Source organism: Bacillus sp. JJ1562 (assembly GCF_036962705.1).
In the GTDB taxonomy this organism is placed as follows: domain Bacteria; phylum Bacillota; class Bacilli; order Bacillales; family Bacillaceae_L; genus Ferdinandcohnia.
On record NZ_JBALOQ010000003.1, the window covers coordinates 293,846 to 306,801 of the forward strand.

15 protein-coding genes and 1 pseudogene are annotated in these 12,956 nt (G+C 38.1%); 6 read left to right on the plus strand and 10 right to left on the minus strand.

The features are described 5' to 3' along the window. The first annotated feature begins 280 nt into the window (after nucleotides 1-280). Nucleotides 281-1,378: a metallophosphoesterase gene (locus tag V7097_RS02370; protein ID WP_335701978.1), complete on the plus strand. Its 1,098-nt coding sequence runs from the start codon at nucleotides 281-283 to the stop codon at nucleotides 1,376-1,378. Nucleotides 1,379-1,416: 38 nt separating this feature from the next. Here the strand turns inward: V7097_RS02370 and V7097_RS02375 are convergent, their stop codons facing one another. Both V7097_RS02375 and V7097_RS02380 read right to left on the minus strand, forming a co-directional pair. Continuing rightward, nucleotides 1,417-1,824 (minus strand): DoxX family protein, encoded by a 408-nt coding sequence (locus V7097_RS02375; protein WP_335701979.1) that lies wholly within the window; start codon nucleotides 1,822-1,824, stop codon nucleotides 1,417-1,419. After that, nucleotides 1,814-2,479 carry an alpha/beta hydrolase gene (locus V7097_RS02380; protein ID WP_335701980.1) on the minus strand — a complete coding sequence of 222 codons (666 nt, stop codon included), beginning with the start codon at nucleotides 2,477-2,479 and terminating at the stop codon, nucleotides 1,814-1,816. The genes V7097_RS02375 and V7097_RS02380 overlap by 11 nt, the downstream gene beginning before the upstream one ends. Nucleotides 2,480-2,908: 429 nt before the next feature. On the opposite strand from V7097_RS02380, the gene V7097_RS02385 reads away from it, so the two are divergent. Continuing rightward, nucleotides 2,909-3,448 carry a helix-turn-helix domain-containing protein gene (locus tag V7097_RS02385; RefSeq protein ID WP_335701981.1) on the plus strand — a complete coding sequence of 180 codons (540 nt, stop codon included), beginning with the start codon at nucleotides 2,909-2,911 and terminating at the stop codon, nucleotides 3,446-3,448. Nucleotides 3,449-3,603: 155 nt separating this feature from the next. Further along, a complete protein-coding gene (gene guaC / locus V7097_RS02390; protein ID WP_335701982.1) occupies nucleotides 3,604-4,587 on the plus strand; it encodes a GMP reductase in 984 nt (327 codons plus the stop codon). 140 nt (nucleotides 4,588-4,727) lie between these two features. On the opposite strand, the gene V7097_RS02395 is transcribed toward guaC, so the two are convergent. Then, nucleotides 4,728-5,147: a hypothetical protein gene (locus V7097_RS02395; protein WP_335701983.1), complete on the minus strand. Its 420-nt coding sequence runs from the start codon at nucleotides 5,145-5,147 to the stop codon at nucleotides 4,728-4,730. Between the two features lie 38 nt (nucleotides 5,148-5,185). Between V7097_RS02395 and V7097_RS02400 the strand changes: the two genes are divergently transcribed. Further along, nucleotides 5,186-5,431 (plus strand): DUF2164 domain-containing protein, encoded by a 246-nt coding sequence (locus tag V7097_RS02400; protein WP_335701984.1) that lies wholly within the window; start codon nucleotides 5,186-5,188, stop codon nucleotides 5,429-5,431. Between the two features lie 50 nt (nucleotides 5,432-5,481). Next, nucleotides 5,482-5,646 carry a hypothetical protein gene (locus tag V7097_RS02405; protein WP_335701985.1) on the plus strand — a complete coding sequence of 55 codons (165 nt, stop codon included), beginning with the start codon at nucleotides 5,482-5,484 and terminating at the stop codon, nucleotides 5,644-5,646. Nucleotides 5,647-6,027: 381 nt separating this feature from the next. On the opposite strand, the gene V7097_RS02410 is transcribed toward V7097_RS02405, so the two are convergent. Continuing rightward, complete coding sequence (locus tag V7097_RS02410; RefSeq protein WP_335701986.1) at nucleotides 6,028-7,383, minus strand: MFS transporter; 1,356 nt, start codon at nucleotides 7,381-7,383, stop codon at nucleotides 6,028-6,030. 144 nt (nucleotides 7,384-7,527) lie between these two features. On the opposite strand from V7097_RS02410, the gene V7097_RS02415 reads away from it, so the two are divergent. Beyond that, a complete protein-coding gene (locus tag V7097_RS02415) occupies nucleotides 7,528-7,707 on the plus strand; it encodes a hypothetical protein (RefSeq protein ID WP_335701987.1) in 180 nt (59 codons plus the stop codon). 15 nt (nucleotides 7,708-7,722) lie between these two features. On the opposite strand, the gene V7097_RS02420 is transcribed toward V7097_RS02415, so the two are convergent. The 6 genes and pseudogenes from V7097_RS02420 to V7097_RS02445 all read right to left on the minus strand — a co-directional run bounded on the left by V7097_RS02420 (nucleotide 7,723) and on the right by V7097_RS02445 (nucleotide 12,948). Further along, the gene (locus V7097_RS02420) at nucleotides 7,723-7,920 is read right to left on the minus strand and encodes a DNA-directed RNA polymerase subunit alpha C-terminal domain-containing protein (protein ID WP_335701988.1); all 198 of its coding nucleotides are present in this window, start codon (nucleotides 7,918-7,920) and stop codon (nucleotides 7,723-7,725) included. A 16-nt stretch (nucleotides 7,921-7,936) separates the two neighbouring features. Beyond that, a complete protein-coding gene (locus tag V7097_RS02425; protein WP_335701989.1) occupies nucleotides 7,937-9,544 on the minus strand; it encodes an ABC1 kinase family protein in 1,608 nt (535 codons plus the stop codon). Nucleotides 9,545-9,637: 93 nt separating this feature from the next. Then, nucleotides 9,638-10,846, minus strand: coding sequence for a 4-hydroxybenzoate 3-monooxygenase (gene pobA / locus V7097_RS02430; RefSeq protein WP_335701990.1), 1,209 nt, complete (start codon nucleotides 10,844-10,846; stop codon nucleotides 9,638-9,640). Nucleotides 10,847-10,867: 21 nt separating this feature from the next. After that, nucleotides 10,868-11,716, minus strand: a complete 849-nt coding sequence (locus tag V7097_RS02435; protein ID WP_335701991.1) for an extradiol ring-cleavage dioxygenase — start codon at nucleotides 11,714-11,716, stop codon at nucleotides 10,868-10,870. Between the two features lie 251 nt (nucleotides 11,717-11,967). Then, nucleotides 11,968-12,153, minus strand: a pseudogene (locus V7097_RS02440) (4-oxalocrotonate tautomerase); the annotation flags it as partial. A 12-nt stretch (nucleotides 12,154-12,165) separates the two neighbouring features. Next, nucleotides 12,166-12,948, minus strand: a complete 783-nt coding sequence (locus V7097_RS02445; RefSeq protein ID WP_335701993.1) for a 2-keto-4-pentenoate hydratase — start codon at nucleotides 12,946-12,948, stop codon at nucleotides 12,166-12,168. Nucleotides 12,949-12,956 lie beyond the last annotated feature (8 nt).

The following is a 12,956-nucleotide window of genomic DNA, read 5'->3' on the forward strand; positions in this document are numbered from 1 at the left end:
TTATGAACAAATTATTAACAAATGTAATTAAATTTACAATCGGAGTACATTTACATACTTTACTACGTTTCTCTAAAATGTCAACAGTTCTAGAAAACCCCGAAATTTTCTTACAACTTATGTATCCCCTTACACATCAGCCTGTACACCGTTTTTACAAACTCTTATAAAATACGTAACATCCTTCTAAATTATGACCACATTATATTTACAAAAGTAAGCAAAATTAAAGACGTAAGGATTAGTTTCAATTATACTACTATAATAGGAATTACTTTTAATGGAAAGGGCTATTCGAACTATGTTTATTATTGCGATACTCCTATTTCTTTTGCTTTATTGTGGTATGAGCTTCTTTTTTGGGTATATGGGATGGGTATGGCTCAAACACGCATTTTTATTTCGACATAAAAAGACATACATATTAGTCATTCTGATATTATCATTATCTATTTTTGTTGGTTATTCTACATCATCTGCAATTCTACAGACTGTTGGATACTACTGGCTTATCCTAGCAGGATTTGGACTTATCCTTTTACCAATTGCAGCCCTATTATTCTACTTATTTAAAAAGAAAGGAATGAGGGCGATTGGGTTTGGGGTGATTACGGTGTATATCCTAATCTTCAGTTTCGGAACTTTCTACGCATGGAATCCCGTTGTTCAAACCTATAATATCTCGATCGAAGAAAATGTCGAACGGGATGATTTGAAAGTATTAATGGCGTCTGATTTTCATCTTGGTAGTATTGTTGGTAAAAACCATCTTCAAAAATTCGTCCATTTAGTAGAAGAAACTCGTCCAGATATTGTGTTGCTCCCCGGTGATCTCATCGATGATCACATTGAGCCTTTTTTAAAGGAAAACATGGGTGAAGTGATGAAAAAAATTGATGCACCACTTGGCGTTTATGCTACCCTTGGAAATCATGATTACTACGGAAGCGATAACGAAAAAATTGTCGAAGAAATGGAGAAGCTTGGGATTGAGATTTTAACAGATGAAGTGACCATGATTGAAAATGAGATCTATATAATAGGAAGAAATGATGATACAGATAAAAATCGTGTCGACATTGAGAGGCTTGTTTCATCGCTTGATTCAACAAAACCGATGATTATGCTAGACCATCAACCGAATGAACTAGATGATGCGGCGGCTAACGGAATCGACTTAATATTGTCGGGACATACGCATCGAGGTCAAGTGTTTCCTGGAAATCTGATTACTGGCATGTTGTATGAAAATGATTATGGCTTGTTGAAAAAAGGTGACATGCATTCGATCGTATCGTCTGGGTTTAGTACATGGGGACCTCCGCTTAGACTTGGAACAAGATCCGAAGTTGTCATTATTAATGTGGAATTCAAATAAAAAAGCATTACCTGACAAGGTAATGCTTTTTTACTTAATTATTTATCTTTCCCTTTAAAAATCAATTGATCTAGTGCAAATGCCTTTGAACCAGTGATAGCAAGCATCACAGCCATAGCAAGAAATGCTAAATCTAATTCAGAGCCTGCCATTTGACCATTACCTAAAAAACCTACTTCAAGCTTTACTGTAAAAATTGCCCCAACCATTACGATAGCAATTAAAATTGATACGATTCGACTAAATAATCCAAGGACTAACATAATGCCACCAACAAGCTCAATAATTGCTACTCCATATGCTAAAACACCTGGAAGTCCAATGCTCTCAAACCATCCAACAGTGTTTTCAATTCCATCTTGAAACTTCACAAGTCCATGAATAAAAAATGTAATACCTAATACCACTCTAATAATTAAACTTCCTAATTCAAATTTATTTTCCATTTCTATTTCCTCCATTTTTTAGATCGTTCGTGATCCATTCCATAAAATCACGATAATTTTGTAATGAAACGGTATGTCCTTCCGGATAAGAATGAAAGTACACATTCGCTCCATGTTTTTCGAAAAACTCCTTGCTTTCTACACCCCATTGATACGGCAACACAGGATCATGTTCCCCATGCGAAATGAAGATTGAAAGATTTTTGACTGATTGGATTTCATATTCCTCTTTTACGAAATTAGGAATATACCCGCTCAATGCAACAATGCCCTTAATTCTTTCTCCTAATGAAAGCCCTAAAGTCATCGAAACGATAGCTCCCTGGCTGAATCCTAGTAAATAGATGTTTTCTTGATCAATCGGATAGTTGTGCGAAGCATAATCAAGAAAATTTGTAAGTTGACCAATGCTTTGGTCGAATACTTCTCTGTGCGGTTTGCCATAACCTTCTATCGTAAAAAAGGCATACCCTGGTGGCTGTGCTATTGGACCACGAATACTAAAAATATAAAATATATCCTCTAAGCCTTTTACTAATGAGAGAAGATCTTGTTCATTGCTCCCCATTCCATGCATTAAAAACAAAGCAGGATATTTTTTATCAGGATCAATTGTTGAAGGTTTACGTAGCTCAAAAACAAAAGGTGAATTCAATTCAATCATCCCTTCTTCATGTTATTTACTTAAAGTATCCCCACAGCAAAGTATTTGTAAAAAAATAAAATATTCTTATAAAGAAACACAAGGGCAAAAAAAGAAAACCATTAAGGTTTTGTTTCTTAATATGAATATTTGTTGTCTATAAGATAACAAGACACATGGTATATTGTCAACAGTTTTTTTTGCTATTATAATCAAATATGACTTGGCATATTTGCGCCCGATTTTTAGGCCCACAGGAAGTGGGTCATAAAGACGTTGCCACAGGATGTGGAGTACTTAGTCTTTGAACTTACGTCTCGAAAAATTTCCTTTTAAAAATCGTGGCATCCGCCGGAGGCTTTCACTTTATTCAGTTGGGATTTGAACCCCGACTGAATAAAGTGAATAAGTTTCATACTAGAAAACATGTGAGGTACAAATATGGATATTGGTACTAAAATTCGCGCGATTCGAAATCGAAAAAAAATAACCATCGCCCAAATGTGTGAAGGTACGGGCCTATCAAAAGGTTTTATCAGCAATGTTGAAAACAATAATACATCCCCATCGATTAACACTTTAAAAGCAATATCTGATTTTCTAGAGGTTCCGCTTCCCTACTTATTATTAGAAAAGAAAGAACATATGCGAGTCGTTCGTAAGGATGCACGCACAAAAACGTCTTTTAATAATTTACAAGTGGAACATCTCACCTCAAAAGGTGGCTTGCGCATGATGATTGTCGAATGTCCACCTGGTGCTTCAATGGGAGAACCGAACGCACATGAAGGCGAAGAATGCCATTTAGTTTTAAAAGGAAAAATCCTTGCAGAACAAGGTGATGATTCTGTTGTTGTAGAAGAAGGAGACTCCTTCAGCTGGAATGCAAGCGTTCCCCACTTTGTAAAAAATATCGGAGAAACAACAGCAGTGATTTTGATCTCCGTTTATTCAGATTCAGAATTAAATGATATTTTATAGGTTTAAGCTTGCGTAATCGCAGGCTTTTTTCTTGGTTATCAATGTCAGGATGCAAAAAAGCTTTGACATCATCTAAAAAATCATGTACATTATCTAATGTACGAACATTATTAAATTGCATAGAAAATAATATTCGGTTTTAGGAGTGTTTTTAAATGGAAAACGTATTTGATTATGAAGATATTCAGTTAATCCCTGCAAAATGTATTGTAAACAGTCGTTCGGAGTGTGACACAACAGTTGAATTTGGTGGACATACATTTAAACTTCCGGTTGTCCCTGCAAACATGCAGACAATTATAGATGAGAAAATCGCATTATTTTTAGCTGAAAATGGCTATTTCTATATTATGCACCGTTTCAATCCAGAAAAACGTGTTGATTTTATTAAAGATATGCATTCTCGCGGCTTAATTGCTTCGATCAGTGTTGGTGTTAAGTCTGAGGAATACACATTCATCGAACAGCTTGCTGAAGAGAACCTTGTACCAGATTTCATCACAATTGATATCGCTCATGGTCATTCAAACTCAGTAATTGAAATGATTAAGCATATTAAGGCGCATTTACCAAAAAGCTTTGTTATTGCTGGTAACGTTGGGACTCCAGAAGCAGTAAGAGAATTAGAAAATGCTGGTGCAGACGCAACAAAGGTTGGAATTGGACCTGGTAAAGTTTGTATCACAAAAATTAAAACTGGCTTCGGTACTGGCGGCTGGCAGCTTGCTGCACTTCGTTGGTGCGCAAAGGCTGCAACAAAGCCTGTCATTGCAGACGGTGGTATCCGTACTCACGGTGATATCGCGAAATCAGTTCGCTTTGGTGCGAAAATGGTCATGATTGGTTCCCTCTTCGCTGGACATGAAGAGTCACCTGGTGAAACAAAAGAAGTAGAGGGTAAACTCGTTAAAGAATACTTCGGATCAGCTTCTGAATTCCAAAAAGGTGAAAAGAAGAACGTTGAAGGTAAGAAAATCTACGTTGAGCACAAAGGCTCATTAAAAGACACACTTAAAGAAATGGAACAAGACCTCCAGTCTGCCATCTCTTACTCAGGAGGAAACAAATTAGATTCCATCCGCCATGTCGATTATGTAGTCGTTAAAAACTCAATCTTTAACGGCGATCGCATTTATTAATAGGATAGGGACCACGGGGACGGTTCTCCTGGTTTCAAGTGGTTACGCTTCGCGACCACATTTATGGTTCTTTTTGCAAAAGGGCGCAACTCCCATTCGGGTTTAGTTGCGCCCTTTTGTTCTAATTTCTCAAAAATACCCTAAGGGGATCCAATAGAACCGTCCCTCTGGTTCCTTAATTCATCGATATACTCATATTCAAGCGAAATTTCTGTTGATGTATAGAAAAAACCTTTATAGCGAATTGTGTCAACAGAATTAATGATTAGCTCTTTTATCTTCTTGCCTTCTTTATCATAAATCGTGGTGTCAAAACGATATCCCATATAGCCTACTGAGGACTTCCCCTTTTTAAACGTAACCTCGTTTAAATTCTTAATGATTCGATCAATCTCTCCCTCGTCAGTAATATCAAACCTATATCCCGAATTCCCATCAACAATATGTATTTTCGAAACTTTGTCTGGCTCAATGTTAAATAGCTTGTGAGGAACGTATGTAAAACTGTATAGTAGTACGAGGAGCAGCGGAATGACGATCAAAATGGTTTTCAATTTCATTGCTATATCCACCTTTCAAATGTAAGGAGTGTTTTCAATTGTTTTTAAAGCTAACGAAAGAACAACAGCAAATGATGATTTCTGACATTCAGGAATTTTTCTCACTCGAACGAGATGAAGATATGAGTGAGTTTGCTGCAGAACAAGTATTGCATTTTGTGAAAGAAAAACTAGCACCACATTTCTACAATGCTGCCGTCCACGATGTAAAAGCAGTGGTCGATCAGCAATTCGCCTCTCTAGACGACGAAATTTTAACACTCGAAAGACCCATCAGAAGCTAGAGTATATTTTGGCATAGTTGCTTACACTACCCCTAAAGGAGTGAATGCAGATGCCAAAAGACAAACACAATCTTTTTGATCCAGATGATACATATGGTGTGTTTAAATCTGAGATGGAAGTTGATTCAGATGTCAACGAAGACATGAATCGCGAAGGATTACTTGATGATTCGGTTGAAGCTTTTGTTAAATCGAAAAAAAATCTACCTAAATAGTTCTAGGGAAGTTGATGGGAATCCTTCTTAACCTAGTAATATTTTGTTTATAAAGGGGCGAAGGTGTTGCTCACGGACATTCCGCACAGCATTTGAGTTGGGTCTGTCTTCGAGAAGACTTCTCACGGACAATTCATCCAGCTATTTAATCAAGCTTGTCCCCGAGATCCCGTCTCAGAGACACTTCACTTCACATATGAGCTTAATTTGTCCTTGAGACTGCTTATCAGAGACATTTTACACAGCATTTGAGCTTGATTTGTCTTCGAGACCTCGTCTCAGAGACAATTCGCACATCAAATCAATGCCGTTTGTCTTTGATATACTATTCTCCCCCCAAAAAAACAAGCCATAATGCCCTAAAGCATTATGACTTGTTCTTTACCATTGATTCGTCTTCATTTTTTGATTCGTTACGTAATACATTCCCGGAATGATAACCAGTGAAACAGCCAACAAAACGATTGTCATAGAGTTTTTACTCATATCATTTAACCCAATGGCAAAAACAACACCATATATGCTTGATGCTAGGATGTTTCCAATAAATCTTGAAGTCATCAACAACCCCGACGCAATTCCAGTCTGGGCCACACTAATAAAGGTGTATAACAGGTTTTGCAGACTGATATTCATCAGACCATTACTAATCCCAAACACCGCCAATACCATGACAATCCACAGCAATGAGGAGTTTTTTGTCGTGGTATAAAGGAATGCAACTCCTACAATTCCAATCCCTGTCCCAACAAGTAATGGAATCCGGTACCCCACTCTTTCCGCCCATCTTGTCGCAATTGGTGTTGTGATCATTGCAAATATGGATAATGCCAACATCATCAATCCTGTATAATTTGGACCTAACTCGATAACCTCCTGTAAATAGATTGGCGTAAACAAAAGGATCGAGAAGAATATCAGAGTTGATAAGATGTACTGTGCGTAAATAACAGATATCGTAGGATTCTTTCGCAAAAAGACAACATTGATCAAGGGATCTGTCTTCTTTTTTTCGTATGAATAAAAAAGAATGGACAAACCAATCGAAAGAATTAAAGACCAAACATCAAAACCGCCTTCCATTGATAGCAAAAAGACCATCCAACTTGTGATAAAAGCACTGAATAAGATCATTCCGACCACATCCCATTTAAATGCGGTTCCCCTAGTTGGCTCATCTTTCGGGATATAGAACCATGTTAAAAGTGCGGACAGTAAGATGACTGGAAGATTGACATAAAAGATAACCGGCCAGCCTCCATATTGAATCAGTAAACCACTTATCGTTGGTCCAAACGCTGCGGAAGTAGTTGCAAATACCGCCAATGTACCAATCACTCGATTTTGATTTTGTTTAATATATAACCGGACCATTCCTATCCCTGCTGGATATAGTGCTGAAGTGCCAAGCGCTTGAATCAATCTCATGCAAAGAAGCATCATCATGCTATTCGACATTGGCGCAAGCACGGATGAAATCAAAACTAACAACAGTCCGATGAGAAAAATTCGCTTCCTACCATAATAATCGCTAAGTCTTCCGATGATTGGTAAAAAAATAGCACTTACAATAAAGTAAGAGGCAATTAACCATGAAATATCAGTTGATGAAAGCTCGAAATCCTGTTGAATCGATGATAATGCTACAGTGATCATCGTTGTATTGAGTGGATTTAAAATGGCCCCCAATGCAATCGCGATGATTAATAATGTTGGATTTTTGATAGTAACAGACATTGTGTATTCCCCTTTTACTCGATTTAAACAGTGTATCACACAAACCTTTTCCCCGGTTGTAAAATACATTTCTAAGAAAAATGAATGGATAATCTCACCTAAGTCGTTAAAAATAAAAATAGACTGAAAAATTGGGGGATTGATATGTTGTTTAGTATAAAAACGAAAATCACAACACTGTTTTGGATTGCAATTCTTGGGGGGATTCTAACAACAATCTATACAATTGTGATTATGATCCAAGGTAGTAGAACCATGAAGATGATCCGTTATATTTATAATCAAATTAAAAAGCGGGGTGAACATGAAAATCGCGGGGTATAACCCTCGCGATTTCGTTTATTCCTCAATTTTAAAAGCTAGCCCCTTTTCATCGAGAGCTTTGCGGAGCTCTCTAATTGCGGTTGGACCTACTCCATGCAAGGCCAACACTTCTTTTTCGGTAAGCTTAGTGAACTGCTCGAGTGTGATGTACCCCTCTCCATGCAAGGCACGTAAAGCTGGTTTGCTTAATTTTAACTCATCTATTTCGGCCATATGGATTCCTCCTTTTTCATCTCCGTTTTTCATGCATGTACTTCATCCATTTTATCTGTTTATGAGCTATTATAAAATACCCTAATCCGGATAAAGCTGTAAGCCCGGCAGAGAGGTATAGCAACATTGAATGAGAGGCAAAAGTGCCAGCCGCAATTCCAGCACTACCAAATAGAGAAAGCAGGAATAAATGCTTTTTATGATTTTCATATATCGTAAATTGAAATTCTCTTCTTTGTTCTACTTCCTTTAAATCCTCTAATTTATTTGGCAGCTTTAAGAATTCCTGGACTGAATGAAAAATTTTAAACACTGGCAAAGCTTGAATCCAATTCAAAACAAATGACCATTTCTGATTGCCTGCTTTATTTAACCACTTCATAAATACTGGCTTAACACAATCTAATACCTCTTCCTCAGGAATTAAATGGAGTATAATTCCTTCAATTGCTACAAAAGACCGGCCTAAAAAAATAAAACGTGTTGGGACCTGAATCGGGAGTGCTTGAACGATGTCATTCATTTCACGTTTAAAGGCAACTAGATCTAGTTCCTTTAATTGGGACAAATCAAATGACATCAATTCCCCTAAGAGTTTCTCCATCGTTCTATGGTCAGATTCAGGTAATAAAAAGCCTAACTGCGTCAAACAATCGACTGCCTTTGAATAATTCTTTGTAAGTAAGCTTTCAACCAAGCTTTGAAAGTTCATAGCATCCTTTTTCGAGATTTCCCCAACCATACCGAAATCAAGTAATATGATTTTACCTTCCTTTGATAGAAGTACATTCCCTGGATGTGGGTCTGCGTGAAACAATCCAGGCTCGAGCCATTGAGGAAGGAAGAGTTCAATCAGATTTTCAGCGAGTCTTTTTCGGTCAATGGAATCCTCCATTTCTGAAATCTTGATTCCGTCTACCCATTCCATAACAAGAATCTTTGATGTACTATACTCAGGGTAAACCTTAGGGATTATAATACCGTCATGATGATTGAAACGGTCTTTAAAAAAATCAAGAGTTTGTAACTCCATTGTATAATCGAGTTCACGCTCAATCACTTGTTTAATTTCCTTATACAAAACCTTAAAATTGATAAACCCCTTTGGAACTGGGACAAAATGATCAGCAAACCAGATGATAATGGCCAATGTTCGGAAATCTGTTTTAAGTATTGATTGGATATGTGGTCTTTGGACTTTAACGGCAACTTTTTCTCCGTTCTTTAACATTCCCTTGTATACTTCGCCAATTGACGCTGAAGCAATTGCTTCTTTTTCGATTGATTGAAAAATTCCATGAATGGAGCTCCCCCACTCCTCATTAAGTATTTCCTCAATCTCATTCCATTCAGACGAGGGAACTTTATCGGTTAGGTCTTGGATTTGCTTAATGAAAGGTTTAGGTAGCAAATCAGCTCTGGTGCTTAAGATTTGTCCCACCTTAATCAGTAAACCCTCCAATTCAAAAAGTGTCTTACGAAACCTCGCACCGATTTCCTCCCAAAGTTTATCCCATTCGACTTGTGGTTTTTTGCGGAACTTATACCAGTAGATTTTAATAAAAATCACAAAAGCCATCGAAAGTACTTTTGACATTCGCACAATCTTATTTTTCGTCTTCAATTAGAAATCACTCATTTCCAAAACGTTTCCTAATAGAAATACTTCAATATAAAAAGCATTTCTCCTTTAAAAAAGAAATGCTTTTAGGTGTTTTTATATTTCTAGTTTTTCAAAGGTAGCCTGAAATTCCATGGGTAATCCAACATAGTTTTCCGCTAGACTTGTCATGGCTGCCCTGGATGAAGTCAGATATTCTAATTCTGCTAGCTGTATCCCATGTTCAAAGCTACTATGTTCTAAGTTTCGATGCAGCATTGTCGTCATCCAATATGAGAATCGTTGCGCTTTCCAAACCCTCCGTAGACAAGTTTCAGAATAATTGTCAAGAGTTTCTTCTTTACCCTCTTTATAGAATTCACTAATCCCCTTAGCCAAAACTAGAATGTCAGCTACTGCCAGATTCAGTCCTTTTGCACCAGTTGGCGGAACAATATGTGCTGAATCTCCAGCTAAGAACAATCGTCCATATCTCATTGTTTCACAAACAAAGCTTCTCATCGAAACAATGTTTTTTTGAATAATTGGACCATCTTTTAAACGCCAACCATCCATATCTACCCTTGCATGAAGTTCTGTCCAAATACGGTCATCAGACCAGTTTTTTATATCGTCTTTTGGATCTACTTGTAAATAAAAGCGTTGGATTTCAGGAGACCTCGTACTAATTAATGCAAAGCCTCGTTCATGGTTTGAATAGATAAGTTCCGGGTTTGCAGGTGGTGCCTCCGCTAAAATCCCAAGCCATCCAAACGGATAAACCTTTTGCTTTTCGACTTTTATGCTGTCAGGTAATGCTTTTCGACTTGGGCCGTGAAAGCCGTCACACCCCGCAATAAAATCGCATTCAATCTCCTCAAGCTCGCTTCCAGCCTCACTACGGAACTTTATTTTCGGTTTGGCCGTTTCAAGCTGATGCAAACTTACATCGCTAACATTGAAAAAAATTTGTCCACCAGCTTCTAATCGTGCAGCTACTAAGTCTTTTATTACTTCGTGCTGTGCATACACCATTATCTTCTTTCCGCCTGTAAGCTCTTTGAAATCAATGCGATGCCTATTTCCGTTAAATTGTAATTCAATTCCCTCGTGGACATGTCCTTCCCTCATCATCCGCTCTCCGACGCCAGTCGCATTCAAGAGATCAATGGTACCTTGCTCCAACACCCCAGCACGAACGGTTCCTTCAATATCCTTACGGGACCGTGACTCTAGAATAATCGAATCGATTCCTTGTAAATGTAGTAAATGGGACAGAATTAGTCCTGCGGGTCCTGCCCCTATGATCCCCACTTTTGTCTTCATAATCTCCTCCCACGTATATTTTTACTTTACATATTCGCTCTCTTCTAAATTAGCTACGCCAGATAATTTTCTTTGACCAAAAGTAATTAGAGCATTCCAGCTACCAGATGATTGGCCATCTGCTAGATAAGTAGGCTCTGCATTTTCTTCAAGGATGCTTAAGAGCATTGCAAGATGACGCCCTCCAGATTCAACCCTTGCAAACCTTGCATACTCGGGAAGCATGTCATAAGCTGATTTGTAATCTTTATTCATGATAAATTCAATAAATTGTTTATCCATCGCATGTTCTGTAACCGTTGGCTTATTATGTCTACCCCTTACTAAATTATGAGATAATGCACCGCTTGAAATAAAGACTATCTTTTTCTCGCTTTCTCGTAAAATCTTCGAAATGACTTGCCCCCATTTATACGTTTCTTCTAGAGATGCTGCCAATGTGACTGATAAATTAATTACTGGAATATCTTCGTCTGGAACTAAGTAACGTAACGGGACTACACTGCCGTAATCCCAAACATAATATGGGTCATTTACGCCTTGAACCTGAAGACCTGCCTCTTCACCTGCACTTACCAATTCCTTCGCCAAATCTTCATCACCAGGATAATGGTAAGGAATATCCTTAATCAAATCAGGTGCTTCAATAGCAGTAAGAATACCTTTATGAACTGGCGTACAATCTACGTAATGAAAGAATGTCGATGGCCAATGACAAGAAACTAATACAAGGACATCTGGTTTGATCTCCTTTAATTTCTTCCCGATTTCTTTCATAGCAGAGGCCATATCCTTTTGGAACTCAGGCACTTGATCTTCATGACACATACTTGGAACATGTGGTGCTAGCATGCTAAATTCGATTGTCATACTAATCTCCTCCTAAAAAAAGTTTTTCCTAAACTAGCAAGCTACCCAGAAAACGTTTTCATTTTTATGCGAATATGGGGAAGCAAGCTATCAATCTTGCATCCCCTTTTATCAAATGCGCCTTGGCGTATTTGCGCTCGATTTTTTTTCGAGCAGGCTCGAAAATTTTCCTCTGAAAAATCGTGGCATCCGCCGGAGGCTTTAACTTTATTCAGTCGGGGTTTAACCCCCGACTGAATAAAGTTAAGATCCTATTTTCCAACCGGTTCTCCGGCTTTACCCCAATGGGTTTTTGGAATTTCAGTTACGAGTACTCGAATCGTTTCCTTATCTGAACCCAAAGTTTCTGAAACCGTGTTTGTTACATTGCGTATTAACTCCGCTACTTTCTCTTTCGGTCTGCCTTCCATCATTTGTACGTTTATTATTGGCATGAAACTCTTCCTCTCTTAATCAGTCACAGTGAAACTTACTTCACCAAAGCCATCAAATTTGCCACTCACAACATCACCATGCTGCAACTTCACTGCACTTGTAATCCCGCCTGATAAAATGATGTCACCTTTCTGAATCTTTCCACCTTTAGCTGCGAGCATATTTGCAAGCATGGCGATTGAATTTGCCGGGTGTCCAAGGACAGCAGCACCTGCACCTAGTTCTTTTATTTCACCATTAATAGACAGGGTTGCGCCGACAAGATCAAGCTCAAATTGGTCTGGCTTTTTCAATGTAGTTCCAAACACAACTCGTGACGTAGAAGCATTATCGGCAATAACATCAGGTAATGTAAAATGGAAATTTTCATAACGGCTATCGATAATTTCGAGTGCCGGTAGTACATATGCCGTTTTTGCTAAAACCTGTGCCCCTGTTATACCAGGACCTTCTATATCCTCGCCAATAACAAACGCAATTTCCGCCTCAACTTTCGGATGAATTTGGTCGCTTAACCGAGCCTTACCACCGTTTTCAACCAGCATATAATCAAACACATATCCGAAAATCGGATCTTTAATTCCCATCTGCTTCATTTTTGCTGGACTTGTTAAACCCATCTTAGGACCAACAATTCGTTTTCCTTCACTTAACTTAATGTTGACGATTTCTTCTTGAACAAGATAGGCTTCTTCAAGCGTTAAATCCGGTTTTAAATTCGTTGTAACCTTTGGAACCGCTCGTCTTTCAACTTCTGCAGAAACGAGGTATTGGGCAATTTCTTTATATTGACTCATTCGATTTC